The following is a 24101-nucleotide window of genomic DNA, read 5'->3' as shown; positions in this document are numbered from 1 at the left end:
TGGGTGGCTGGACGGGCCTCATCGCGAGCAAGCTCGCGATGGGCTACGCAGCAGGCCTTGTCGGGGGCGCTTCGCGCCCAGCGGGAGCAAGCGCCCTCGCCACAGGGCTAAACTGCGGCCCTTCAATCGCGTTTCGGCTCGCGAATCTTGTACCAGGCCACATACAGCGCCGGCAGGAACAGCAACGTCAGCAGGGTGGCGATGATGATCCCGCCGATCATCGCGTAGGCCATCGGCCCCCAGAACACTTCCCGCGCAATCGGGATCATCCCCAGGCTCGCCGCGGCTGCGGTGAGCAGGATCGGCCGACGCCGATGCTGGGTGGCTTCGACCACCGCATCCCAAGGCTCGTAGCCGTCTCGTTCATATTCATCGATCTGGGTCACCAGGATCACCGAGTTGCGGATGATGATGCCGATCAACGCGAGGATCCCAAGGATTGCCACAAAGCCCATCGGCGTGCCCGTCGGTACCAGCGCCAACACCACGCCGATCAATCCGAGAGGCGCGACGCTGGCCACCAGAAACAATTTCTGCACGCTGTGCAGTTGGATCATCAGGAAGGTCGCCATCAAGAACAGCATCAGCGGCACCACACTGGCGATCGGCCCTTGGGCCTTGCTGCTCTCTTCCACCGTACCGCCAGTGGCGACCTTGTAGCCCACCGGCAGGCCGGCGGCGAACTTATCGATGTCCGGTTGCAGCTGCTTCACCAGGTCCGTGGGTTGGATCTCGTCACGCACCGCCGCCTTGATCGTGATGGTCGGCTTACGGTCGCGACGCCATACCAGCGGCTGCTCCAGCTCATAACGCACCGTGGCGAACGCCAGCAGCGGAATCGAGGTGCCACTCGGGGTGACGATCTGCAGGTTCTGCAAGGTTTCCGGCGAACCGCGCTCGGCATCTTCAGCACGGCCAACCACGTTGATCAGGTAAATATCGTCGTTGACCTGAGTCACCGGCGAGCCGCTGACGATGCTGTTCATCAGCTTGGCCACGTCATCCGACGACAAGCCCAACTGCCGCGCCTTGTCCTGGGCGATGTCGATGCGCAAGACCTTGCCCGGCTCGTTCCAGTCGTAAATGATTTCGCCGATGTGCGAGTTCTTGTCCAACTCGGTGGCCAACTCGATGGCGTGCTTGCGCACTTGGTCGACGTCCTTGCCGCTGACCCGGTACTGGATCGGGCGGCCCACCGGCGGGCCCATTTCCAGGGCTTGCACGTAGCTGCCAACGCCGACGAAGTCCTCGCGCAGGCGTTTTTGCAGGCGCTCGGTGAGGGCCGTGCGCGACTCCAGGCCGTTGCTGACAATCACCAGTTGCGCGTAGTACGGATTCTGCAGTTGCTGATCCAGCGGCAGGTAGAAACGAATCGCGCCTTCGCCGATGTAGGTGCTCCAGCGTGCGATGTCCGGGTCGCCCTTGAGGGTCGCCTCCAGGCGGTCGACGGCTTTGCGCGTCTCGTCCAACGAGGCGTTTTGCGGCAGGTTGAGGTCCACCAGGATTTCCGGCCGGTCCGACGATGGAAAGAACTGGTTCTGCACAAAGCGCATGGAAAACACCGCCAGCACGAACAGCAGCACGGTGATACCAATGGCCCACCAACGATTGCGCATCGCCCACAACAGACCGCCGTTGAAGGCCCGGCCGATCCGTCCCGGTTCGTTGCTGTGGGGTTTCACGTTGGTGCTGAGGATGTGCACACCGATCACCGGGGCAAACAGCACCGCGACGATCCACGACACCAGCATCGCCACCGCGATCACCGCAAACAGGGTAAAGGTGTACTCACCAGCGGAACTGGCGTTCAGGCCGATGGGCACGAAGCCGGCCACGGTCACCAGGGTTCCGGTGAGCATCGGGAACGCCGTCGAGGTATAGGCGAAGGTTGCGGCCTGCTCCTTGGTTTCGCCTTTTTCCAGGCGCGTGACCATCATCTCCACGGTGATCATCGCATCGTCCACCAGCAGGCCGAGGGCAATGATCAAGGCACCGAGAGAGATCCGTTGCATGGTGATACCGCTGTACTCCATGAACAGGAAAACCATCGCCAGCACCAGCGGAATCGAGCAGGCCACCACCAGCCCGGCGCGTATGCCCAGGCTGATGAAGCTGACGACCAGGACGATGATCACCGCCTCGAACAAGGCACTGGTAAAGCCACCGACCGCTTCTTCCACCACCTCGGCCTGGTCCGACACGGTGTGCACGCCAACCCCCACCGGCAGGTCAGCGGTCAGTTCGTTCATGCGTGCGTGCAGCGCCTGGCCGAAATCCTGGATGTTGCCACCCTTCTTCATCGCGATGGCGAGGCCAATGGCGGGTGTGCCGTTGAAGCGGAACATCGGGGTCGCGGGGTCGACGTAACCGCGGCTGATATCCGCGATATCGGCCAGTCGATAGAAGCGATCATTGAGTCGCAGATTGACGTTGGCCAGGTCTTTTTCCGACTGGAACTGCCCGGACGTGCGCACGGAAATCCGCTCTGGCCCAGCATCGATCACCCCGGCCGGCGTCACCGCATTCTGCGACTGCAGGCTCTGCACCACCTGGCGCTGGTCGATGCCCAACGCGGCGAGTTTGCGCGTGGAGAAATTCAGATACAGCACTTCATCCTGCTCGCCGAGCATTTCCACCTTGCCCAACCCGGGCACGTCGCGGATCTCGGCGCGCACCTTCTCCACGTAGTCCCGCAGTTGGCGCATCGACAGCCCGTCGCCGGTGAAGGCGTACACCGAACCGTAGACGTCACCGAACTCATCATTGAAGCCCGGCCCTTGCAGGCCTTGGGGGAAATCGCCGCGAATGTCGTCGATCTTCTTGCGTACCTGGTACCAGATCTCGGGGATTTCCTTGGCCCCGGTGGTGTCGAGCAGGTACACGAACACCGTCGACTCCCCCGGTCGGGTGTAGCTTTTCACGTAGTCGAGAGAATCGAGTTCTTCGAGTTTTTTCTCGATGCGGTCGGTGACCTGCTTGAGGGTTTCTTCCTGGGTCGCGCCCGGCCAGCGGGTCTGGATGATCATGGTCTTGATGGTGAACGACGGGTCTTCCTCGCGCCCCAGGTTCATGTACGAGAACACGCCCATCAACAACGCGACGAACATCAGGTACCAGACAAACGACTGATGCCGCAGGGCCCATTCGGATAAATTGAAAGGCCCTTTCATCGTGCGTCCTCGTCGAGTTTCACTTTCTGCCCCGGCTTGAGGCTGTTCACGCCGGCGCTGACCACGCGGTCGCCAGCCTTGATGCCGTTGGCCACCAGTACCGAATCGCCTGAACGCTCGAGAATCCGCACCTCGCGGGGCGAGACCGTCTGGTTCTGCGGGTCGATCAGCCAGATCCGGGCCTTGCCGTCGACTTCTTGCAGCGCGCTGAGCGGTAGCTCGATGCGTGGCTCGATGGTCGAACTCAGGGTCACACCGATGGCCGTGCCCAGCCGAAAGCCTGGCGGTGTATCGGTCAGCGTCAGGCGCGCGCGGCGCGTACGGGTGGCGCTTTGGGCTTGGGGCTCGATCTCGCGCACGGTGGCGGTGGTGTGGCTGGCCGGGTCCAACTGCGCGGCGACTTCGAACACCACGTCCGCGGGCAAGCGCTCGGCCAACCCGGCCGGCAGGTCGATCACTGCTTCCTTGATGTCCGGACGGGCCAAGGTCACCACTTGCTGGCCGGCGGTAACCACCTGCCCGGCTTCGGCATTCCAGGCGGTGACGACCGCGTCGTGATCGCTGCGCAGCTCGCTGTAGTTGAGTTGGTCGCGGGCCTGTTCTACCGAGGCCCGGGCCTGCTCGAGGGATGCACCGGTGGTTTTCAAGTCGGTCTGGGCGATGTCCAGTTGCGCCTGGGCACCGACGCCACGATCAAACAATTGTTGTTGCCGACGGGCATTGGCCTGGGCGTTGATGTACTGCGCCTCGATCCGCGCCAGATCGCCCTGGGCCGCGCGCAACTGGTTCTGTTGATCGGTAGGGTCAAGCGTGGCGAGCAAGTCGCCCTTCTTCACCTCAGCGCCAACATCAACGTTGCGACTGGCGATCCGCCCTGGCACGCGGAAACCCACATTGCTCTCGTAACGCGCCTGGATACTCCCGGCGAACCGCCCGAGGGCTTGTTGGTCAAGCGCCTGGACCTCGATGGACAACACCGGTCGCACCGGCTCCGGTGGGGCTTCCTCCTTCGAACAGGCAGCCAGCAACAGCCCGGCCGAGACCATCCACCAACGCTTCATGGCTGGGCTCCTGTCTGGGGTGGCTGATGGGGATTTTCAGCGATCTCGACGCGCACGCCGGGGTGCAGCAGTTGCCCGCCCGCAGTGACAATTTGCTCACCGCCCTTGAGCCCGTCGCTGATGATGACCTTGCCGGTCAGGTAACGACCGACAGTGACCGTTTGCAACTGCGCCTTGCCCTCGCCGTCCACCAGCCACACGGCCGGGTCGCTGAGGTTCTTGGTCAATGCCGACCAGGGCAGTTCTACCGCCGTCTTGCCGGCGGATTTGGCGGTGGCGCTGACCACCGAGCCCAGGCGCATGCCTTCGGGCAAATCGTCGAGGGTGACCTTGACCTGCACGGTGCCGGTCTCGGCGGATACCGCCGGGGTAATCTCGCGTACCGTACCCGTGGTCTTGATGTCCGGGTTATCCAGCAAGCTGATGACGATGGAGGGATCCGACGGTGGTTCGTGCAGCAAGGATTCGTAGATGTTGAACACCGCGTCACGCTCACCGTCCCGGGCCAGGCTGAAGATTGGCTCCGTCGCCTGTACCACCTGGCCAACCTCCGCCTGGCGCGCCGTGATGATCCCCGGGGCCTCGGCGATCAGTGCGGTGTAGCTCAGTTGTTCACGGGCGTTGGCCAACTGGGCCTGGGCAGCGGTCAATGCACTCTGGCTGCTGCGCAATTGCGCCTGGGCCGCGTCGTATTCGCTCTGGCTGGTGTAACCCTTGGGCAAGAGTTTCTGCTGGCGCACGAAGGCCGCCGCACTTTGCTTGACCCTTGCCTGTTCGGCGGCCACCTGGGCCTCGGCGGAGTCGACGTTGGTCTGCAGATCCCGAGGATCGAGCCGGGCCAGCACTTGCCGGGCCGAGACCCGGGCACCGACATCCACCTTGCGCTCGATGATCTTGCCGGCCACGCGAAATGACAGATCGGTCTTCACCCGGGCCTGGACATCGCCGGTCAAGGTCACCGAAGCCGCGTACTCGGAGGGCACGGCTTGCTGCACGAACACCCGTGGCAGGGCTTTTTCCTCGGGGTTTTTATCACCGCATCCCGCCACCAGCGCGCACAGACTCAGGCCAACTACAAGTTTGACTCGGGGACCAGCCATGCAGACTCCTTTGCGTTGTACGAACGTGCCAGTGACGATACGACTGTGAGCTTAGAACAGGGTTCAACACCAAGCACAGCATCACAATGGATGCGCCTATCAGGCAGACTAACGCCTTTGCGGGAGATTGCTCATGCTCAAAACGCTGGCGGTGGCCAATTACCGCTCCATCAACAAACTGGTGATTCCCCTGGGCCGGTTGAACCTGATCACCGGTCCCAATGGCAGCGGCAAGTCCAATCTGTACCGCGCCCTGCGTCTGTTGGCCGAGACAGCCCAGGGCGGGGTGGTCAACGCCCTGGCCCGTGAAGGCGGACTGGACTCGACCTTCTGGGCCGGGCCGGAAGAAATCAGCCGGCGCATGCGCAACGGCGAGGTGCCTGTCCAGGGTATCGTGCGCCAGGCCAGCAAACGCTTGCGCCTGGGGTTCGCCGGTGAAGATTTCAGCTATTCGATTGCCTTGGGCCTGCCGGAACCCAGTCTTTCAGCGTTTTCACTGGACCCGGAAATCAAGCGCGAATGCATCTGGGCCGGGCCGGTCTTTCGTCCCGCCAGCCTGCTGGTCGACCGCAATGGGCCAATGATCCGGGCCCGTGAAGGCCGTTCATGGGATGTATTGGCCCAGCACACGCCCAGCTTCGACAGCCTGTTCGACCAGGTCGGCAGCCTGCGCACTTCGCCGGAGGTGCTGCAGATGCGCGAGTTCATTCGCCGCTGGCGCTTTTACGACCATTTTCGCAGCGATGCCGACGCCCCGGTACGCCAACCGCAATTGGGCACCCGCACGCCAGTGTTGCACCACGACGGGCGCGACCTGGCCGCCGCCCTGCAAACCATCCTTGAAATCGGTGACGCTGAAGCTTTGCATGCTGCCATTGGCGATGCATTTCCCGGCGCCCGATTACGCATCGAAGCTCTGCAAGGCGGACGTTTCGCCATCGAGTTTTATCAGCAAGGCTTGTTGCGCCCACTGTCTGCGGCCGAACTGTCGGACGGGACGCTGCGCTACCTGTTGCTGGTGGCGGCTTTGCTCACCCCGCGCCCACCCTCGCTGATGGTGCTCAACGAACCGGAAACCAGCCTGCACCCGGATCTGTTGCCAGCCTTGGCGCGGTTGATCATCCGGGCTTCAGTCAGTTGTCAGGTCTGGGTGGTGTCCCATGCCACGCGGCTGATCGCCGCCCTGGAGCAGGACGACGACTGCAATTGCATCGTGCTGGAAAAGGATCTAGGGCAGACCGGGATTGTCGGGCAGCGGATGCTGGATGAGCCGGCTTGGCATTGGCCGGATTAATCAGCGCCTGATAGACCGCTTAGCCCGCTCCCACAGAGGCAATGGTGTTCGACCGCCAATCTTGCGTCTGCATTTGCCGCGCGGAAGGAAGACGACTATTTTTCTTTTTGCCGTAGGAAGGATCTTTTTTTCGAAACGAACCTTCAAGGACGCACAGCTTTTGGCCAGACTCCCGGCCAAACCATCACAAGGAAGAGAATATGGCAGACGTAAAAGTGCCACAGCGACTGGACCCGCAGGACATCGTAAAGTTGTTGGTGGCGTTGCGCAGGGCGTTGAAGACCAGGGCGGCCTGATAGCGCATTTGATTTTGTGGCGAGGGAGCTTGCTCCCGCTGGGTTGCGAAGCGACCCCAAAACCTGCACATGCCAGTTGGCAGGGCATACCTCGTTAGCTGTTTTGCGACTGCTGCGCAGTCGAGCGGGAGCACGCTCCCTCGCCACAGGCGCTTCCAATAAAAAACGCCGACGCTGTATCAGCCGTCGGCGTTTGAACCGTAAAAAGGTTTACCGCGCGAATCAGAACGCCGGCAGTACCGCGCCGCTGTATTTCTTCTCGATGAACGCCTTCACTTCCGGGCTGGTCAGGGCCTTGGCCAGTTTCTGGATGGCCGGGCTGTCCTTGTTGTCCGGGCGGGCCACCAGGAAGTTCACGTAAGGCGAATCCGCACCTTCGATCACCAGCGCATCCTTGGCCGGGTTAAGACCTGCTTCCAGGGCATAGTTGGTGTTGATCATGTCCAGGTCGACCTGATCCAGCACACGCGGCAACATGGCCGATTCCAGTTCCTTGAACTTGAAGTTGTGCGGGTTCTTGGCGATGTCCTTGGGCGTGGACACAGCGTTTTTCGGGTCCTTGAGTTCGATCAGACCGGCCTTCTGCAGCAGGATCAGCGCACGACCGCTGTTGCTGCCTTCGTTGGGGATGGCGATGGTGGCGCCGTCCTTGAGCTCGGCCAGGCTTTTGACTTTCTTCGAGTAACCGCCGAACGGTTCGACATGCACGCCGATCACGGTCACCAGGTTGGTGCCTTTACCTTCGTTGAAGTTTTTCAGGTACGGCAGGGTCTGGAAGTAGTTGGCGTCCAGACGCTTCTGGTCAACCTGCACGTTGGGTTGGACGTAGTCGGTGAAGACCTTGATTTCCAGGTCCACACCTTCTTTGGCCAGGGCCGGCTTGATCAGCTCGAGGATTTCAGCGTGGGGCACCGGGGTGGCCGCCACCACCAGTTTTTCCGCGGCCTGGGCCAGGCCCGTGGTCAGGGCTGCCGCCAATGCGGTGAACAACAGAACCTTTTTCATGCAGTGTCCTTATCGAAAATCACTGTCGTCGTGGACGACGGCCAAATAGGGGGGTGCCAGCGAAGTGCTATCGCTGGCGTGTGGCGGACAATACCGACATTTTTTATGCCTTAACAATATCTTTTATTCAAGTTCATATTCATTTTACTCATATAGAAAAAGCCGCGCTTTGGGGCGAGGGGATTTATCCCCATTGGGGCGCGAAGCGACCCTCAATGCCGCCTCCCGGTGTGTCAGGCAGATTGAGTTTGATAGCTTAGGGGGCTGCTTCGCAGCCCAGCGGGGATAAATCCCCTCACCACAATTCCGGTGTCTTCTATAGCGTTTGGCTCAATTGATTGAGCAGCGCCTTGAGGGCTGTGCGCTCGGCGTCCGTGCCTTGTGCAACGATCTGCGCCACCTGGCGGTCGATCAATTCCAGGGCCGATGACTGGGCCGGTAAATTCAGGTGCTCCGGAAAAATCTCGTCACCTGTGCTGACCAGCAACGCGAAGTGAATAACGTTTTCCAGTTCGCGGGTATTGCCCGGCCAGCTGTGCTGTTCAAGCGCATGTTGTGCAGCCTCGCTGATCAGCGGCACGCTCAGGCCGAGGCGCTGGGTGTAAATGCCCAGGAAGTATTCGGCCAGGGACAGAATATCGCCCACCCGCTCGCGCAGGGCCGGAAGCTCGAGCCGACCTTCGCTGAGGTAATGGTAGAGCCGCTCGTGAAATTTCCCGGCGGCCACGGCTTGCCCCAGGTCGATGCTGGTGGCCGCCACCAGGCGTACATCCACCGGGCTGGGCTGGTGCGCGCCGACGCGGGTGACCTCGTGGTTTTCCAGGGCCGCCAGCAACTTGATCTGGATCGGCAGCGGCAAATCACCGATTTCATCCAAGTAAAGGGTGCCGCCATTGGCCGAGCCGAACCAGCCGGCCCGACTACTGGCCGAGCCGCTGTAGCTGCCAGCGGCATAACCAAACAGCTCAGCGTCAGCGTAGGTCGGGCTGATCGCGCCGCAATTGACCGACACAAACAGCCCGGCGCGATCACTTTCGCGGTGGATGTGCCGGGCAAGCAATTCTTTGCCAGTACCGGTTTCGCCGCGTATCAGCACCGAGACCGAGCGCGGCGCCAGTTGCTCCACCTCCTGACGCAACTGCCGCGAACGCGGGTCGACGAACACCAGCGCCTTGGCGCGAATGCTCAGGGGGCTTTTTTCCGCATCGGGAAAGGTCAGCAGCGGCTGACCAAAGGTTTCATGCAAGCTCATGGCAGACTCCCGCCCCGCACCGCCGGCAAATGCAAGGGCACTATTATCCAGGGGCATATTCAGGCGCGACGCAGGGCGTGATGCTCCATGCGATTTTGCAGACGATAGAGATAAGCGAACCCCTGCTCCCAGCGTTGGTGGCCGGACTTCACATTGATATGCCCCGCCCCGGCCAGAATCCCGGCCTCGGCCCCCCAATTACGCGCTAACTCCAGGGCACGCGGAGCGCTCACAGCGGCGTCATTGTCAGAACTGACCACTTGGCTTGGGAACGGCAACAGATCCGTCGGAATCGGCGCAAAATTACGCAGTGCCGGGGCACAGGCCGGCCGTTCGACGTCCGCTGGCGCCACCAGCAACGCCCCGCGAACCTGCCGCAGAAACTGCACCGGCGCGGTGGCGGCCCAATGGGCAACCGTAATGCAGCCCAGGCTATGGGCAATCAGAATCACCGGCGTGCTGTCGGCGGCAATAGCCTCGGCCAGCGCCGCAACCCAGTCTTCACGCCGGGGCGTCAACCAGTCGGCCTGCTCGACCCGGGCGCTGTTGGGCAGGCTGTTCTGCCAGTGGGTTTGCCAATGATTTTCCGGCGATCCTTGCCAGCCCGGCACAATCAGGTAGCGAATCGATTCGTTGCGCATGGGTTGCTCTCCTGCGTGTCTGTTCCCGGACGAGTATAGGGAGGAGAGTTATATTGTTTAAGGAATAAGAAGCTATTTATTAATAATTAAAAAGCATAATCACAGGAGCGGGCTTGCTCGCGAAGGCGGTGGGCCAGTAGCGGTGATGTTGGCTGATACGACGCATTCGCGAGCAAGCCCGCTCCCACAGGTCCTGCGTACGTATTACTCACCACGCCCCTTGCGTAGCAACACATTCAACTGGTCCACCACTTCCGCCCAGTCCGCATCCTCGAGGATTTCTTCGCGCAGTAATTGCTGCTGGCTTTTGCTCCAAAAAAACGCATCAGCCAAGTGAAGCTCAGGCTTGAGGGGTGAATGGGTCGCGATGAATTTGTCGATATCAAGGGCGTCGTCAGACAGGCCCAATTGTTTGAACAGCGCGGGCAGGCTGTGGATCGGGGATTCCATACGGGGCTCCTGAGCATAAGACGGATGGCTGGGTTCTTCCCGCAGTCTAGCCCCTTGGCGACCGTCAGACTGATCAAAATTCAATCACCCCTTGGCTCGACTAGACTTTGGATAACGTCACGACCAATGCGTTGCGGAGGTCCCGTGAACATTCACTGCTTAATGATCGCGCTGCTGGCCATGAGCGGGCCAGTATTCGCAGCCGATGGCCTCGCGCTGCTGGTCACCAACCCCGTGGGCTTCTGGTTGATTGCCGTGGGCGTGGCTTTGCTGATCGCCGAGGCAGCGCTGCCCAACTACGGCGTTGTCGGCTTGGGCGGGATTATTTTGTGCGTGATCGGCGCGGTCATCCTGACCAACGCCGATGTGCCGGTTCCCCTGATGATCGGCCTGGGCCTGGTCAGCGCCCTGCTGCTGATTGTCCTGTTGATCCGCGCGTTGAAAACCCGCCCACGCCAGCCCGTCAGCGGTGACGCCGCGCTGCTGGGCAGTGTCACTGCGGTGATCGCCTTGCAGGACGGTAATCATCATGGTTGGGTCCAACTGGAAGGCGAACGCTGGCAGGTGGCAAGCGCGACGCCACTGCGGCGTGGGCAGGCGGTACGGGTCATCGCCCGCAAAGGCCTGCTGCTGGAAGTAGCCCCCGCTGATTCACAAGGAGTCTGAGATGGGTATGCAAATCGGTTTTACGATGCTGTTGTTGCTGGTCATCGCACTGGCGGCTTCGACATTCCGGATCCTGCGTGAATACGAACGTGCCGTGGTGTTCCAGCTCGGCCGGTTCTGGCAAGTCAAGGGCCCGGGGTTGATCCTGCTGATTCCGGTGGTGCAGCAGATGATCCGCGTCGACCTGCGCACCATTGTGCTAGACGTACCGCCGCAGGACGTGATCACCCGTGACAACGTCTCGGTGAAGGTCAATGCAGTGCTGTACTTTCGCGTGCTCGACCCGCAGAAGGCGATCATCCAGGTCGAGAACTTCCTCATGGCCACCAGTCAACTGGCCCAGACCACCTTGCGCGCGGTCCTCGGCAAACATGACTTGGACCAGTTGCTGGCCGAGCGTGAGCAATTGAACAGCGACATCCAGCAAGTGCTCGACGCCCAGACCGATGCCTGGGGCATCAAAGTGGCAAACGTCGAGATCAAGCACGTGGACCTCAACGAATCGATGATCCGCGCCATCGCCCGACAAGCCGAGGCCGAGCGCGAACGCCGGGCCAAGGTGATCCACGCCGAAGGCGAGTTGCAGGCCTCGGAAAAACTCATGCAAGCCGCCGAAATGCTCGGGCGCCAGCCGGGCGCCATGCAACTGCGCTATATGCAGACACTGGGGTCGATTGCCGGGGACAAAACCTCCACCATCGTCTTCCCATTGCCAATTGAATTGCTCAAGGGGATGGCGGAGTTGTCGCCCAACAAGTCTTGATAACGCGATCCCTCGCCACAGAAGCGCAATAGCTACGGTCTCAGCAACTCAAGTGCTTCGTAAGGCCCCTGCGCCCAATGCATCAGCCGATCCCGCAGCAAGGGCGAAGCCTCCCGGCGCTTGCCCTCGCTGTCACTGGCAAACGCCTGCCCCGGCTGCTTGGCATGCTGCCCCACCGACGCAAACGCACGTCCGCGCTGCGCGTCATCCAACTCGAAGAACGCTGCCAGTCTGCCGGCCATCGCCCCCGGCAGCTCGCTGTAGTTGACCGCCAGGCCGGTAAAAGCCCGGCAATGCCCCAACCCTACCTGCAACAGCCGCCCCAACCGGCGGGCGATGAAATCCTCCTGGTTGCTCAAAGGCGCCCCATCGTCCAGCACACTCGCGCCAATCATCCCCGGCACCATGTGCATGCCGGGCCGGCGCAGGTGGGAGACAGCGATTTCCAAAGGGTCGCGGTACACGAACAGCCAAGGCGTGTCGGGAAAACACTCACGCAACAGCGGCAGCTCACCGATGTTCCAGGCATCGAGCTTGATCACCAAGCGCTGCTCGAGGCCACAGCGACGTTGCCCATACGCCGAGATCAGCCCCTTGAGCGCCACGCACCGTTCGGCGGGAGGCAAGTCACTGCGCAACAGCGTATCCAGCGGCGGCGCTTCAGAGATGACGATATGATCGTCCAATTGCGCAAGCATCTGGCTGATCAACGTCGAGCCGCAACGGGAGGCATGGAAGATGAACGCACTGGGCGCCAGGCCCGGGCGCTGTTGCTGCCATTGGCCGAGGGTGCTCAAGGGTGTCTGGCGGCGAAATCCTTGGTTGAAGGGTAGGCGCAGGGCGTCGTCCACCGCATCGCCAAAAAACGGTTGCGACAATCGCGCGTCACCGAACCAGCACCAATCGACCCGCCATTGCCCCGTCGCTTGCCACACGCGGATTGGCAGCCAGCCGTCCAGGTTCAGGCCTTCCACTGGTCTCTCCACTGCCGGCGACCGTTGCGCATGGCCGCCCGGAGTTCTTGCGCAGTGAAGTGCAGGCCTTGTCCGGCACCCAGCGCAATTGCGCACTCGATGAAAGCGTCTATGTCATGCACGCTCTGCAAGGCTCGGGCGAGTTGGATATCAGTTTCTACGCGCTGCTGAAAACGGGCTAAGTCGCTATGCCCGGCGCCCGCGGCCGGTGTAGTGGGCAGCCCATCGGCAATCTGCTGCTCCAACCAGGGCCCTGGGCGGCAATCGAGCACCAGATGAACTCTGGGCTCGGCACTGCGGTTATCGACACGATGAGGTCGCGACAAGTCGAGAAACCAGCACTCGCCCGCAGTCATGGGCACACGCTGGTTATCCAGCCAGAAATCCACTTGCGGCGGACTGAGCAGCGGAATGTGCAGGCGCAGGTCGGCGTCCGGCCCGCCCAGGTCATAGTCACGGTGCTCGTGAATGCTCCCTCCCGGCCCGAGCCGCAGCAGCCGGGCCGAGACGATCTCCAGAGAGCAATCACGCAACGCTTCGCGCCAACGACGATCCTCTGACCAAGGCGCGCGCGGCACAGGCAAACCGCGCCCGGGAGACAATTCGGTCAAGGCATCGACCGCTGAAATCAGCGCCACGCCGCTCCAGTCGCCGCTGTAGAAGGCGCTGTTGAAATGCCCCTGCCAACGCGCCTCTTCAATGGCTGCCAGGGCCTGCAACAGCAACGGCAGGTTCACTGCCACCGGTAGCCGGGAACATGCCGGGCGCATCATCCTGCGCCCGCTTATTGAGTCACCGCAGCCGTCGGCACCGAGATATTCCCCTGGGCCCAAGCCTCCTCGCGGTTAGCCAGCGCCGTGGCAATCGACTGTACCTCGGTCGATTGCACTTCGCTTGGCAGCGGGTCGAGGCCGGCGCTGGCGAAGATCTGGCCATAGGCGTTGCGCAGGTCGGCATAGGACAAGTCCCGCCGCAGATCGGCCTGCAAGGTGTTCAGCTCACCCTGAATCAGGTCCAGCTCACCCAGGCCAGCGGCCTGGTGACGGCTGCGCAGTTGGCCGACGATTTGCCCGTCGATGTCCGACAATTGCTGATTGGTCTTGAACTGACGCAATGCCTCACGGTAGTTGGCATTGGCCACGTACAACTGCGCCAGCACGGCAATCGACATCGCCTGACGCCGCGCCGCCGCCACTTCTTCACCAGCCTTGGCCACATCGATGGCCGCCGGGGCGGAGATCACGTTGAACAGGTTCCAGGTGACTTTCACGCCATAGTCGGCCCAGCCCTGCTCCACCAGGAACGAGTTGCTGTCGTAGTGCCCGCCGGCGGAAAACTCCAGCCCCGGCAGCAGGCGCAGCATGGCTTTGCGGGTTTCGGCGGCGGTGATGCGGGTCTGGTAATCCTGCTCGCGCAGTTCCGGACGGCTGGCCAGGGCTTCCTGTTCGAGACGGGCCAGGTCGACCTTGAGTTCCGGGATGGTGTATTCATCCTGGGTCGCCAGGGTCAGCTCGGTACCCAAGGGCAGGTTGATCAAGGTCGCCAGTTCGGTCTTGGCCAGGGACAGCGCCCGGCGCTGCTCTTCCAGCTGGCGGGTGGCCTGGATCAGCGAGCGCTGGTAACCCAACGCCTGCACCGGGTCACCGATGCGCTGTTCGCTCATGCTCTGGCTGTTGTCACGCGCCGCTTCGACCCGAACCATCAGGCTATCGATCTGCTTGAGCAGGCGCTCGGCGGCCATGGCGCGCCAGTAGGCCGAACGCACGTCCTGGACGATGGTGTTGACCACCTTGCGCCGACGCTCCTGCACGATCAAACGCTGGTCCCCGGCCTGTTTGGCACTGATGTAGCTCACACCGAAATCGAGCACGTTCCAGACCATGGTCAGGTCTGCCACTTCACGGTCGCGGTCCTGGGAAGTCGAGGGTTCCAGGGACTGGGTGCCGGTTTCCACGCTCTGGCTGCTGGAGGCACTGACGTTGTTGCGGCCCACGTAACCGGCGTCCAGGGCCATGCGCGGCAGCATGTCGAAACTGGCCAGATCCAGCTGACGCTTGGCCAGGGCTTCTTCCATGATCTTCAAGCGGCCTTCGAGGTTGTACTTCACCGCTCGAGCCATGGCCTGGTGCAAGGTCAGCGGACCGCTGAGGGGCTCCTGATCCTTGTACATATTCTGTAGATCGGTTCGAGCGCGCTGTTCGCTGACACTACGCTCGATCGGTTCGCTGGTGACGGCACATCCACTCACCACCAACGCCAGCACACTCATACCGAATAACTTCTGACTTCTATTCATTCCCTGGATTGCCCCTGGCTGCCCCAATATTTTTTAGAATTCAGGCCTGCACTTGGCTGATGCCGACCTGTCGTAACGCGGTTGCCAGGTTATCGACCTGACGTTGTTCAGTGTCCTTGAGCTGTTGCAGCTGCTGACCCAGGGTGGGCGCCCCGAACATCCCGCGCAGCCCTTGGGACGCATCGCCGCCCTGCATCGACTGGTTGCCGAAGGCCTCCATCGATTCGCCCTCGGAAGCGGAGTCCTGGCCGAACAGGGTCGAAAGCGTGCTGCTGCCGAACACCCCGCCATCGCCCCCACCAAAACCCAGGAACCCTTGGCCACTGCCATCGCCGGCGGCGTCACTGCTGAAAACCTGGGCGATATAGCTCGGTGCCAATGCGCCATGGTTGATGAAAATATCCCCAATCGGCCGCAGGCCCCCGCCCACGTCCCGTTGCTCGAACAGCGGTGGGAAGCCCAGCGGCGAGCCCAGGTTGCCGGTCGGCGGGGTAAAGACGATCGGTTGCAGCGGCACCTCGGACGGCGGGATAACCGTGACCGGGTCGGAAGTCAGGAACTCCGGCGGCGGCTTCACATCGTTGGGCACCACGGTGTCGATCGCATAGTTGTTGGACACCGCCACGCTGGCCCCGGCGTTGCCCGTCAGGTCGCTGACGTTGCTGGTGTCCAGGGCAATGAAGTTGCTCGGGTCGGTGAGATTCACCGTTGGTGTGAACGTCGCGGTCCAGGTCCTGCCGCCGTCGCTGGTGCTCAGGTTGGTCAGTTCACCGTTGGTGACACTGAGGTCCGACAGGTCAAAATCCGTCACCGCTTCGCTGAAGGTGAAAGTCACCTGGGTGGTCTCGCCCACCGTCAGGTTCGGGTCGGCGACCACGATGGTTGCCGTCGGCCGGGTGGCGTCGAGTGCATAGTTGGCGGAAATCGCGATGCCCACGCCGGCGTTGCCGGCCAGGTCCTGCACATTGCTGGCGTCGAGCAGGATCAGGTTGGTGGCATCGTTGACGCCGGCAGTCGGCGTCAGGGTCGCGGTCCAGGTCAGGCCGCCGTCACTGCTGGCAAGGTTGGACAACACGCCATTGGCGACACTGAGATCCGACAAGTCGAAACCGGACACCGCCTCGGTGAAGCTGATGGTCACGGTGGTGCTCTGGCCGATGCCCAGGCTGGTATCGCCCACGGTGATGGTGGCGCCAGGGCGAACCGTGTCGATCGCGTAGTTGTTGGAGTCCACCACACCGACACCGCTGTTGCCCGAGGCGTTGACCACACCGCTGGTGTCCAGGCTGATCAGGTTGCTGGTGTCGGTGATGCTGGCGCTCGGCGTGAACGTGGCCGTCCAGGTGACGCCGCCGTCGGTGGACGACACATTGCTGAGCGTGCCGTTGCTGATGGTCAAGTCGCTGTTGTCGAAACCGCTCACCGCTTCCGAGAACGTAATAGTGACCTGCGAGGTTTCCCCTATCTGCAGCGCACTGTCGGCCACCACGATCGTGGCCGTCGGTACCTGCGTCTCGACCACATAATTGGCCGAATCGGTGGTGCCTGTCCCGGTATTGCCGGCCGCATCGCTCACGCCGGTATTGTCCAGGGTGATCAGGTTGCTGGCGTCGGTCACACCCAGGGTCGGCGTGAAGGTCGCGGTCCAGGTCAGGCCGCCATCGCTGCTGCTGACGGCGCTCAGGGTGCCGTTGGCAACGCTCAGGTCCGCGTTGCTGAAACCGGTCACTGCCTCGCTGAAGGTGATGGTCACCTGCGCGGTTTCACCCGGTTTCAACACCGAATCGCTCAGCACGATGGTGGCGGTCGGACGTTCGGTGTCCAGCGCGTAGTTGTTGGAGTCGGTGCCGCCGACATTGAGGTTGCCCGCCAGGTCAACGATGCCACCACTGTTGAGCGAGATAACGTTGCTGGTGTCCGTGACGCCACCGGTCGGCGTGAAGGTCGCGGTCCAGGTGATGCCGCCGTCGCTGCTGCTCAGCCCGGAGATCACGCCGTTGGCGACCGTCAGATCAGCACTGGTGAACGCCGTCACCGCCTCGCTGAAGGTGATGGTCACCAGCGAGGTCTCGCCGGCGGCGATGGCGGTGTCGGCCACGACGATGGTCGCGGTTGGGCGCACCGTATCGACGGCGTAGTTGTTGGAATCGGTGGTGCCAACACCCGCGTTGCCCGCGCCGTTGATCAAGCCGGTGTTGTCCAGGGTGATCACGTTGCTGGTATCGGAAATGCTAACGCTCGGCGTGAATGTGGCCGTCCAGGTGACGCCACCGTCGGTGCTGCTCATGGTGCTGAGCGTACCGTTGCTGACGGTCAAGTCCGCGTTGTCGAACCCGCTGACCGCCGAGTTGAACGTCACGGTGACCACCGAGGTTTCGCCGATGCTCAACGTGGTATCGGCAATCACGATGGTCGCCGTCGGCACGTTGGTGTCGACCTGGTAGTTGTTGGAGTTGGTGGTGCCGCTGCCGGTGTTGCCCGCCCCATCGTTGACCCCGGTGTTGTTCAGGACAATGAGGTTGGACGTGTCGCTGACCCCGAGGGCCGGGGTGAAGGTGGCGGTCCAGGTGATGCCGCCATCACTGCTGCTGACCGCACTCAGCGTGCCGTTGGCGATGCTCAGGTCCGAATTGTCGAAGCCGCTGACCGCCTCGGAGAAGGTAATGGTCACCAGCGAGGTTTCGCCGACGCTCAGCGCCGTGTCGGCGACCACGATGGTGGCGGTCGGACGCAGGGTGTCGACGGCGTAGTTGTTGGAATCGGTGGTGCCGCTGCCGGTATTGCCCGCGCCGTCCACTACGCCCGTGTTATTGAGCGTGATCAGGTTGGTGGCATCGCTGACACCCGCGCTCGGTGTGAAGGTCGCGGTGTAGGTGATGTTGTCGCTGGTGCTCAGGCCGCTCAGGCTGCCGTTGGTGACGCTCAGGTCCGCCAGGGTAAAACCGGTCACCGCCTCGCTGAAGGTGATCGTCACCACCGATGTTTCGCCAATGGCGATGGCCGTGTCGGCGACCACGATGGTGGCGGTCGGACGTGCGGTGTCGATGGCGTAGTTATTGGAATCGGTGGTGCCACTGCCGGCGTTGCCCGCCGCGTCAGCCACGCCGGTGTTATCCAGGGTGATGAGGTTGCTGGTATCGCTGGTGCTGGCGCTTGGCGTGAGCGTCCCGGTCCAGGTAATGCCGCCGTCGCCGCTGCTCAGGCCGGTGACCGTGCCGTTGGCGACCGTCAGGTCGGCGGTGGTAAAGCCTGTCACCGCTTCGTTGAAAGTGATGGTCACCAGGGAGGTTTCGCCGACGCTCAGGGCATTGTCGGCCACGACGATAGTCGCCGTCGGACGCTGGGTGTCGACCGCATAGTTGTTGGAGCTGGTGGTGCCGCTGCCGGTGTTGCCCGCCGCGTCCGCCACACCGGTATTGGCCAGGATGATCAGGTTGGTGGCATCGCTGACGCTGGCGCTCGGGGTGAGCGTCGCGGTCCAGGTGATACCGCCGTCGCTGCTGCTCAGGCCGCTCAAGGAGCCGTTGGCAACGGTCAGGTCCGCCAAGGTGAAACCCGTGACGGCCTCGCTGAAGGTAATCGTCACCAGCGAGGTTTCGCCGATGTTCAGCGCGGTATCGGCCACCACGATGGTGGCGGTCGGACGCAACGTGTCGACGGCGTAATTGTTGGAGTCGGTGGTCCCACTACCGGCGTTGCCCGCCGAGTCCGCAATGCCGGTGTTATCCAGGGTGATCAGGTTGCTGGTGTCGCTGACGCTGGCACTGGGTGTGAGCGTCCCGGTCCAGGTGATACCACCGTCGCTGCTGCTCAGGCCGGTGACCGTGCCATTGGCGACCGTCAGGTCGGCGGTGGTGAAACCACTCACGGCCTCGGTGAAGGTGATGGTCACCACGGAGGTTTCACCGACGCGCAGCGCGGTGTCAGACACCACGATGGTGGCGGTCGGGCGTTGCGTGTCGACGGCGTAGTTGTTGGAGTTGGTCGTCCCAACGCCTGCATTGCCATTGAGGTCCGCCACGCCAGTGTTATTCAGGACAATGAGATTGGAGGTATCGGTGATCGCCGCATCCGGTGTCAGCGTGGCCGTCCAGGTGATGCCACCGTCGCTGCTGCTCAGGCCGCTGAGGGTACCGTTGGCGACGGTCAGGTCGGCGGCGGTGAAACCGCTCACCGCTTCGCTGAAGGTGATGGTGACCGTCGAGGTTTCGCCAATCCTGAGGGCGGTGTCGCTCACCACGATGGACGCCGTGGGCGCCACGGTGTCGTTGACGATGTAGTTGTTCGAGTCGGTGGTGCCCACGCCGGCATTGCCGGCCAGGTCGGCCACGCCGGTATTGTTCAGGGTGATGATGTTGGTGGTGTCGGCGATGTCACTGGCCGCAGTCAACGTCCCCGTCCAGGTGATGCCACCGTCGCCACTGGTCAAGGTGCCGACGCTGCCGTTCTGCACCGTCAGGTCCGCCGCGGTAAGGCCGGTCACGGCTTCGGAGAAGGTGATGGTGACCGTCGATGTACCACCGGAGTTGAGGTTGGTATTGGCCACCACAACGGTCGCGGTGGGCGGCGTTTCGTCCGGCACATAGTTGGTGTTGATAGTACCGCCATCGCCGTAGACGTTGGCCACCGACGCCGGCGAAACACCCGCGGTGCCCGCACTCGTCCCACCCACGCCGCTGCCGCCGACGTTACCGGCCAGGGCGGCGAAGTTGGCAGCGGTGATCAGGATCGAGCCTTTGTTCCAGATGGCACCGACACCGACACCGCCCGCACCGCCCGCCTGGAGATAGCTACCGCCAGCCCCGCCGCCGCCACCGCCACCGCCGGCGCCGACGTTGTTGGAAATGGTCGAGTTGCCGATGATCCGCAGGGTCGCGCCGGTATCGTTGTAGATACCCCCCACCGCGCCGCCGCCAGCGCCGCCGATGTCGTCATAACCATCGCCACCGCCGCCACCGCCGATGGACAAGCCTCCGCTGGTGGCCGTGCCGCCGGCCGAACCGGTGCTGTAGCCTGGATAAGCCGCACCGCCCGCACCACCCGTGGTGGAACCGCCACGCCCGCCAATGTTGAAGAAGCCGCCGCCCGCACCACCTTGTCCGGCCGTGCCGTTGGAACCCGTGGAGTTGAGCGTGTCGCCGCCCTTGCCACCGGTACCGCCGGTGATCGCGCCACCGCCGCCACCGGCACCACCGGCGTACTGCGGCGTCACACCGCCGCCACCACCACCGCCCGAAGCGGCGTTCGCGGTCACCGTGACGTTTCGCAGGGTCAAGGTGCCGGCGTTGTAGATGCCGCCGCCCTGGGACACCAGCGCATCGTCGCCGCCATTACCACCGTTGCCTGCCACCATGCCCCGGGTAATCACCAGGCCATCGAGGGTGGCCGTGGTGCCGGACGTCACTTGCATGATCTGGGTGCGGTACTGACCGTCGAGGGTCACGTCGGCGACGTTGTCGTTATTGAGGTCGCCATCGATGGTGATGTTCTTGTCGACCACCAGCACCTGGGTCAGGGCGACGGTCATGCTGGTATTGAACGTGACGATGTCGCCGTTCTGCGCCGAGCCCAGGGCAGCGCGCAAAGAACCGATACCCGAATTGAGGTTGTTGGTGGCGGTCCAGGTGGCCAGGCCCCATTGGTACTCGCTCATGGCATTGGCCGAGAGCACGTTGGCGCTTTCGATGGTGCCGGTGGCGATTTCCAGGTTCCAGTCGCCGCCCAGGCCAGTGCGGTCGTCGGAGGCGGCCACGTCTCGGCCGGTGAGCTGCGCCAGCGAGTTGACCAGGCTCAGGCCACGGTCGCCCTCAGCGGTGTAGCAACCGTAGATCAGGATGTCGCCGCCAGCGTTCATGTCCTGGCCGATCTGCGCGAGCACTTCGCTGCGGGCCTGGACGTTGTCCGCCGACAGGTAGCTGTTGCCCAGCCACAAATCACCGGCGTTACCGTGGGCGATGATCTGCACTGAGCTAACGCCCTGGTGGGTGTCCAGGTAATCGGCGATCTGTTGCAAACCGTCTTTGGTGGCATCCAGTTGCACCACATCGGTACCAGGAGCCACACCTTGTAGAAGGCTGCTGGCATCCTTGACCCGGGAGTCGACGAACACCACAGACTTGCCTGGGACGGCAGCCTCGGTGGCGTCAGCCTGACCCTGAGGCGCATGGTTGTCGGAAGGCTGGTCGGCCGTCGGCGCCTTCGCGGCATCAGCGGTCGGCTGCGCGTCCGGTTGCGCGGCGTCGGCCACGGTTGCCGCCACCGCGCCGTCGAATAGCATTCGCGGCTCCAGGGACATGATCATTGGCGATGCCAGGGCCTGTGCGCCCTCGGTTACCCGCGATTTGCCTTTGCTCCACCACATGACGATCACCTGGACTCGAACTTCTTGAACACGCAAATGAAAAAAACCGCAGTCAGCTGACGGCGGCGTCGGTTTTCATACGAATGACATTGGCGGCGCTTGCGGACCCATCGCGCCAGAACGACAACTCGGCATACTTTTCAAACAGATCCGGCGGCAACAAGGTCCGCCGGGCTTGCGGCGCGACCTTGGGCTTGACCTTGTGCAAGCCGGCAACGCCCAGGGCCTGGTCGAAGGCCGGCGCGTCGTAGGTCAAGTGATTGAAATCGTGTTCGAACCAGGGTTCGCCGATGAACTCGTACACCAGGCGCATCACCCGCTCCGGGGCCTGGCTCAACAAATCGTAATCAACGATCAGCAGCGACTCGGCGTTCTCACCGTAGTAGGCCTCTTTGAGCGCGGTCCAGGCGAACCCCACCAGGCGGTTGCGCTGGGCCAGGGTTTCGCAGCGGCTGTAGACGGTGTTGCGCTCGTCATCGTCGTTGAACAGCTTGGTGTTTTCGAACGGATTGGCGCGGTAGAGCCGCTCCAGGCTGTCGAGCACCCAGGCGACGTTGCGCACACAGGCGATGGTCTTGGCTTGGGGAAACAGATCCTGCAGGGCAGGCAAGCGAGCACACCACTGGCGGTTTGTATCGAAGATGACCGGCTTGTCGGATTTGTCGGCGTAGTAGGAATCGAAGAGACCACACAAAAGGCGGCGGCGCAGATCGGTGTCGATGACCGAACCGAACTCGCTGCCGGCGCTGCATTGCTGCAGGACGCTGCTGAACAGCGTGCCGACGGGACTGGTCATGCCGGCATGAAAGCGCGGGTTCTGCAACAAAATGGCAGAAAGCAGGGTCGAGCCTGAGCGCGGTAAACCGGAGATAAAGTGAAACTGCGGCAATCCCTTCACCTGTTTGTAGTCCCTTTGTACCGCGAAGCGTAGCCGAGGAAACAATCTTCGCCTAGTAGTACTTTGATATCAGATTCATTCCAAGCTATAAAAAAGATGGACGGTAGAGACGCTCGGGAACCTGAATCGATTAAGCCGTGTCACGACATTTTTCCGCCCGCTTCGCCCGGCAAAATCAAACATCCCGGTCTACGCTCAGCCGTGCGTGACCAGGCCAGGGAATCAAGGAGTCGGGCTGATCGCACTCTTGTCCTTCACGTCCGGGCACTGCAAGACCAATAACCTGAAGGATGAGGAATCTATGGAAGTATTCATCGGCACTATCCAGTCATTCGCCTTTAACTTTGCACCCGCTAATTGGGCCCTGTGCAACGGGCAGACTCTTGCCCTTACTCAATACCAGACCTTGTTCGCCCTGATCGGCGTGACGTACGGAGGCAACGGCCAGACCACCTTCATGCTGCCCAACCTGCAAGGGCGCCTGCCCTTGGGCCAAGGCAATGGCCTGGGCCTGACCCCGCGCGTCATCGGTGAAATCTCCGGCACCGAAAACGTCACCGCCACGATCAACAACCTGCCCAACCACACCCACGCCCTCACCGGCATCACCGCCTCGACCACCCTGCAGTTGGCCAACCCGGCCAGCAATCCGGTGAATACGCCCACGGCCACCAACTCGTTCATCGGCACCTCGGGCACCGGGCCGGGCTCGGCGGCAATCTATTCCGACCAGATAGGCGCTTCGCCAGTGCCGCTGCAAGGCGTGACCACCACGGTCAACGGCACGGTCGCCCCCACGGGCGGCAACATGCCCATGGCGGTCATGAATCCGTTCCTGGCAATCAACTTCAGCATCGCCCTTCAAGGCTACTTCCCGTCCCGTAACTGATGAACCGCCGGAGGGCTGCGGTCCTCCGGCCTTTTGGAGTGTCGACATGCTGCAACAGGTTCATAGCCGCCATTTCCAACCGCTGCTGGGCCAGACCGGCAGCCTGACCCTGCCCGACGGCAGTTGCCTGCCGGTGCGCTTCGAAACCCTCGAAGAAACACCTCGGGCCAAGATGCCGAACACCGAGCGCATGCCCTTCAGCGTGGAATTCAACAGCCTGGAAAGCACGGCGTTCGTGGATGGCCTCTGCGGGCTGGAAGTCCCGGAGCTGGGCAAGATAGAAGGGGTGTTCGTGTCGCGGATACCGCCCATGGGACGGGATCCGGCGCTGGGGTATTTCTACATCGCGTTTAACTGAAATCGATGATCTCTTGTGGGAGCGAGCTTGCTCGCGATGGCGGCAGCACATTCAACACTTATGCTGGCTGAGCCTCCGTCATCGCGAGCAAGCTCGCTCCCACATTGAACATGTGCCAAGTCAGAAACTGTTTAGTTGCCTTTCGGATACCAGACCAACCGCTCCGCCGCCGGGTTGCGCTCTTGCACTTCGAAACCCAGCGCCAGGTAGTGCCGGCGTGCATGGGGGTTGCTGGCCCAGACCACGGTCGCCACCGGGCAACGGATCTGTTGCGCGGCTTTCTGCACCCCTTGCAACACCGTCCGGCCATAACCTTGCCCACGTGCCTGGGGGATGAAGGCCAGGTACAGCACGCGGATCTCATTGGGGCCAAAATCCGTGCTCAAGGCACCGATGGCGGTGCCGAGTTTTTCCACGACGTAATGCATGGCGTTGGGAAAGTTCTCGCCCAACCCTTGCTCCTGCACCTGGAACTGCTGGGCAATCACCTGCTGCACCTGCTCAGGCTCGCCATCGATCCATTGCAGGTCCGGTCGCGCCGCCTGGTACAGGCTCTGCAGGAACGGCCCATCGCTGACCCGCGATGGACGCACCACCAATCCCTCTGCCGCCACTGAATCCATGCTC

The 24101-nt window shown here is 62.4% G+C and carries 18 protein-coding genes; 5 read left to right on the top strand and 13 right to left on the bottom strand.

Going from position 1 to position 24101, the window contains the following annotated elements; translation table 11 throughout:
* Positions 1-122: 122 nt before the first annotated feature.
* From ACWNZ1_RS17290 to ACWNZ1_RS17280, 3 genes are read right to left on the bottom strand one after another with little or no spacing between them, the layout of a single operon-like run.
* Positions 123-3170 (bottom strand): efflux RND transporter permease subunit, encoded by a 3048-nt coding sequence (locus tag ACWNZ1_RS17290; RefSeq protein ID WP_135843137.1) that lies wholly within the window; start codon positions 3168-3170, stop codon positions 123-125.
* The gene (locus ACWNZ1_RS17285; RefSeq protein ID WP_135843136.1) at positions 3167-4231 is read right to left on the bottom strand and encodes an efflux RND transporter periplasmic adaptor subunit; all 1065 of its coding nucleotides are present in this window, start codon (positions 4229-4231) and stop codon (positions 3167-3169) included. Before ACWNZ1_RS17285 ends, ACWNZ1_RS17290 begins: the two co-directional genes overlap by 4 nt.
* Positions 4228-5331: an efflux RND transporter periplasmic adaptor subunit gene (locus ACWNZ1_RS17280; protein WP_265072578.1), complete on the bottom strand. Its 1104-nt coding sequence runs from the start codon at positions 5329-5331 to the stop codon at positions 4228-4230. Before ACWNZ1_RS17280 ends, ACWNZ1_RS17285 begins: the two co-directional genes overlap by 4 nt.
* A gap of 133 nt (positions 5332-5464) precedes the next feature.
* Between ACWNZ1_RS17280 and ACWNZ1_RS17275 the strand changes: the two genes are divergently transcribed.
* Entirely contained in the window at positions 5465-6625 is a 1161-nt protein-coding gene (locus ACWNZ1_RS17275) for an AAA family ATPase (RefSeq protein ID WP_256454042.1), read from the top strand.
* 518 nt (positions 6626-7143) lie between these two features.
* On the opposite strand, the gene ACWNZ1_RS17270 is transcribed toward ACWNZ1_RS17275, so the two are convergent.
* From ACWNZ1_RS17270 to ACWNZ1_RS17255, 4 genes are all read right to left on the bottom strand, one after another.
* Positions 7144-7926 carry a MetQ/NlpA family ABC transporter substrate-binding protein gene (locus ACWNZ1_RS17270; protein WP_135843133.1) on the bottom strand — a complete coding sequence of 261 codons (783 nt, stop codon included), beginning with the start codon at positions 7924-7926 and terminating at the stop codon, positions 7144-7146.
* Positions 7927-8242: 316 nt separating this feature from the next.
* On the bottom strand, positions 8243-9178 hold the full coding sequence (locus tag ACWNZ1_RS17265) for a sigma 54-interacting transcriptional regulator (protein WP_280944598.1): 936 nt from the start codon (positions 9176-9178) through the stop codon (positions 8243-8245).
* Between the two features lie 59 nt (positions 9179-9237).
* Positions 9238-9819 (bottom strand): alpha/beta hydrolase, encoded by a 582-nt coding sequence (locus tag ACWNZ1_RS17260; RefSeq protein WP_109751875.1) that lies wholly within the window; start codon positions 9817-9819, stop codon positions 9238-9240.
* Positions 9820-10023: 204 nt separating this feature from the next.
* Entirely contained in the window at positions 10024-10269 is a 246-nt protein-coding gene (locus tag ACWNZ1_RS17255; protein WP_135843131.1) for a DUF2789 domain-containing protein, read from the bottom strand.
* A gap of 144 nt (positions 10270-10413) precedes the next feature.
* On the opposite strand from ACWNZ1_RS17255, the gene ACWNZ1_RS17250 reads away from it, so the two are divergent.
* Positions 10414-10935 carry an NfeD family protein gene (locus ACWNZ1_RS17250; protein ID WP_135843130.1) on the top strand — a complete coding sequence of 174 codons (522 nt, stop codon included), beginning with the start codon at positions 10414-10416 and terminating at the stop codon, positions 10933-10935.
* Position 10936: 1 nt separating this feature from the next.
* On the top strand, positions 10937-11698 hold the full coding sequence (locus ACWNZ1_RS17245; RefSeq protein WP_135843129.1) for a slipin family protein: 762 nt from the start codon (positions 10937-10939) through the stop codon (positions 11696-11698).
* A gap of 32 nt (positions 11699-11730) precedes the next feature.
* On the opposite strand, the gene ACWNZ1_RS17240 is transcribed toward ACWNZ1_RS17245, so the two are convergent.
* Genes ACWNZ1_RS17240 through ACWNZ1_RS17220 form a run of 5 tightly spaced genes read right to left on the bottom strand, consistent with a single transcriptional unit; the run spans position 11731 to position 22227 of the window.
* Positions 11731-12672 (bottom strand): sulfotransferase family protein, encoded by a 942-nt coding sequence (locus ACWNZ1_RS17240; protein WP_135843128.1) that lies wholly within the window; start codon positions 12670-12672, stop codon positions 11731-11733.
* Positions 12660-13445, bottom strand: coding sequence for an aspartyl/asparaginyl beta-hydroxylase domain-containing protein (locus tag ACWNZ1_RS17235; protein ID WP_456027767.1), 786 nt, complete (start codon positions 13443-13445; stop codon positions 12660-12662). Before ACWNZ1_RS17235 ends, ACWNZ1_RS17240 begins: the two co-directional genes overlap by 13 nt.
* Positions 13446-13456: 11 nt before the next feature.
* Entirely contained in the window at positions 13457-14968 is a 1512-nt protein-coding gene (locus ACWNZ1_RS17230; protein WP_456027766.1) for a TolC family protein, read from the bottom strand.
* Between the two features lie 40 nt (positions 14969-15008).
* Positions 15009-21329: an Ig-like domain-containing protein gene (locus ACWNZ1_RS17225; RefSeq protein WP_256454038.1), complete on the bottom strand. Its 6321-nt coding sequence runs from the start codon at positions 21327-21329 to the stop codon at positions 15009-15011.
* Between the two features lie 52 nt (positions 21330-21381).
* The gene (locus tag ACWNZ1_RS17220) at positions 21382-22227 is read right to left on the bottom strand and encodes a sulfotransferase family protein (protein WP_456027765.1); all 846 of its coding nucleotides are present in this window, start codon (positions 22225-22227) and stop codon (positions 21382-21384) included.
* A gap of 301 nt (positions 22228-22528) precedes the next feature.
* On the opposite strand from ACWNZ1_RS17220, the gene ACWNZ1_RS17215 reads away from it, so the two are divergent.
* Entirely contained in the window at positions 22529-23116 is a 588-nt protein-coding gene (locus ACWNZ1_RS17215; protein WP_014335981.1) for a phage tail protein, read from the top strand.
* 46 nt (positions 23117-23162) lie between these two features.
* Entirely contained in the window at positions 23163-23474 is a 312-nt protein-coding gene (locus ACWNZ1_RS17210) for a DUF6916 family protein (RefSeq protein ID WP_014335980.1), read from the top strand.
* A 131-nt stretch (positions 23475-23605) separates the two neighbouring features.
* On the opposite strand, the gene ACWNZ1_RS17205 is transcribed toward ACWNZ1_RS17210, so the two are convergent.
* Positions 23606-24097, bottom strand: coding sequence for a GNAT family N-acetyltransferase (locus ACWNZ1_RS17205; RefSeq protein ID WP_041475653.1), 492 nt, complete (start codon positions 24095-24097; stop codon positions 23606-23608).
* Between the last annotated feature and the right edge of the window lie 4 nt (positions 24098-24101).

The sequence above is a fragment of the Pseudomonas sp. CFBP 5748 genome, from assembly GCF_053850495.1.
Note: the sequence above shows the minus strand (reverse complement) of the source record. Positions and strands in the feature narration are given on the sequence as shown.